Genomic DNA, 2,576 nt, shown 5'->3' on the forward strand with positions numbered 1-2,576 from the left:
TGGGCTTTTTTTTATATTTTCAAATAGTGTTTTAGTAAAAATCAATCAAATTTCGTATAACAGCCATTATGTTAAATGTATAACTTTATAAAGTGTTAATTTTAAAGTCTTCCAATGTTTTGCCTTTTTCTTCTAATAAATTATGAACAAACTCAGGCTCTAATTTCAGCATCAGTTCAATAGCATCATGGATTTTCCAAAATTGTAATTCAGGATGATCTATTATTTGGATTAAATGGTTTTTAATTAAAGGAATATATTCATCGTATTTTTCATCATCAATTAACCAAAATAAGCGACTAATATCAAATGGTTCTGTATTAGATATTTCTATAATCTTTTGTATAGGATGAAATATTTTTATTCTAGCCTGCTCACCAAATCCTAGATCAGCTTGGAATGCCCAATAACGAACAAAAGCGCTAAGTACATGCTGAAGTGTATCATCATAACCATGTAAACGATGATCTATATAACCATCTAATTTATTTTCATTTAATAAATTTACTAATGCATCAAAACCAGAGGATTGTCCCCAATTAGTCAGAAGTTTTGCTGCCTTAAATACAATATTTTCATCAGAAGAATTTAATAAATTTATGACTTGTTCTATACGATCTTCAGGAATATCTTCTGGATCTAAATCTGTTGCATCACATGCGTAATCTGCATGAGTAGGAACGTCATGCAGTAATACAGAAATTTCTTTATTCATTAAGTCACTCATTAATAATTATCTTAAGATTTCCTAAAATTAACATAATACACCTTATACGAAATACGTTATAATTCCACTTAGAAATCAATGCTGTAGTTTCTAGTTTATAGCCCAATCGAGCCCGTTTGGGCTTTTTTTATGATTTTTCATGTTCCACGGATATTCTTTAATCAATGTTCCACGGTTTTGATTAGATATTTTAATCATTCCAGTAAGAGCCGAGCGAGTGTCTACGAGCGACCACCTGGCATTAAAATTTCGCTTCTGCCTTTTCCCTGATTACAAGCTCCCTTTTGCTTCGTAACGAAAGATACAGAGCATCCCGAATGGGTGCGAACTGTATTGGTCAAATTCTAGAGGAGCGAAGCGAGCATAAAAACTACTGAGCGAAGCGAAGGCATAGTTTCTTTTTTTATTAAATCCTCAATTCATATTTGAAAAAAACAGCCCCTCAACCGAGCGAAAGCGAGGTTAAAACGTCCGAGCTTTAGCGAGGGCATAGGGCTGTTTTATTTTCTGTATTTTCCTTTTTTATCTTTTAAAAAGCTTTTAAAAGCTTTTAGACCCCCTTCTAGCCCATATCTAGCAAGGCTTTCAGACTTTAAAAAAGTACTTTTACCGGACAACTAAGTACTTTTACCGGACAAAACGCATTTAAAAAAGTACTTTTACCGGACTTAAAAAGTACTTTTACCGGACATTAAGGTACACAAATTTAGATGTACTTTTTTTAAAAAAGTACAAAAATAATAGTCAAATTTTAAGCAATAATATACTATATAGGTACATATCCGAAAAAGTACTTAATAGGCATTGTAGTTATATGGACGAAAATAAAAAAACGTATCCACCTTCTTGGGTTGTGATGCAAAATAATATTCAAGAATGTTTTAAGAGTATGAATATTGATGAAAAGCGTATATTGATACTTGCTAGTCCAATTGCTAGAACTACTCAAGCAACAGAAAAAGATCCTATTATGATTACCGCTGAAAAATTCGCTGAAGAGTGTGGAATTAAAACGCATTCAGCATATACACAGTTAGAAGTAGCAAGTAGAAATCTGATTAAGCGTAGTTTTTCTTATAACAATGAAAGAGGGAAACGTGTTCTGTCTAATTGGGTAATTGATTGCATTTATGAAGATGGAGGTATTGCAATTCGATTCCCTGAGATCGTTTTATTGATGCTTACAGAATTTGATAAATTAAATCCATATACAAAGTACAAAAAAGACATCGTACTTAGTCTAAAAAAAGATTACTCATTCGATTTTTATCACTTAGCTAAAAAACATCAGGCTATGGGAAAATTTGAAATGTCTTTAGAAAAAATAAGAACTGAATTTGGCTTACCTGAGTCTTATCACGATCTAAGTAATCTAAAAAAACGTGTTATCAATCCATCACTAGATGAGATCACAGCTAATACAGATATTGCCCTAACTTATGAAAACGTTAAAAAAGGGCGTTCTGTGGTTGGCTTTAAGTTTACTGTCAGAGAGAAGCCCAAGCCTAGATTAATAGCATCAGAGCGAGAGCAAGAAACACTAGATATATTCCGCAGTCTGTCTGATGGTCAAATCAATACCTACAGCTCTATTTTGTCAAAAGTAGGTAGTATTAGTGATCTAGCTGGAGCAAAAGACTATCAAGCATTTGCAATTTGGATTGCTAATATTTTACGAGATCCAAAATCAGTCAGAGAGGAAACCGCAAAACGTATATTTAAAGCCTTGCGGACTGAAACAGATTTTAAAGGTTAAAAAGCTGTCTATCCCGATCTTCTGTTAAATACTCGTTGAGTTCAGCGAGTATTTTTTCTTTATTGGCTTCATTGGCATTCATTTTTTTAATCA

2 protein-coding genes are annotated in these 2,576 nt (G+C 32.6%); one reads left to right on the plus strand and one right to left on the minus strand.

The genetic code is table 11. From position 1 onward, the window contains the following. Positions 1-85: 85 nt before the first annotated feature. Complete coding sequence (locus tag GVV58_RS15105; protein ID WP_005173627.1) at positions 86-715, minus strand: hypothetical protein; 630 nt, start codon at positions 713-715, stop codon at positions 86-88. A gap of 826 nt (positions 716-1,541) precedes the next feature. Between GVV58_RS15105 and GVV58_RS15110 the strand changes: the two genes are divergently transcribed. Beyond that, on the plus strand, positions 1,542-2,483 hold the full coding sequence (locus GVV58_RS15110) for a replication initiation protein (RefSeq protein WP_004729701.1): 942 nt from the start codon (positions 1,542-1,544) through the stop codon (positions 2,481-2,483). Positions 2,484-2,576 lie beyond the last annotated feature (93 nt).

It is taken from the genome of Acinetobacter sp. 18QD2AZ41W, assembly GCF_009829025.1.
GTDB classification, from domain to species: domain Bacteria; phylum Pseudomonadota; class Gammaproteobacteria; order Pseudomonadales; family Moraxellaceae; genus Acinetobacter; species Acinetobacter pseudolwoffii.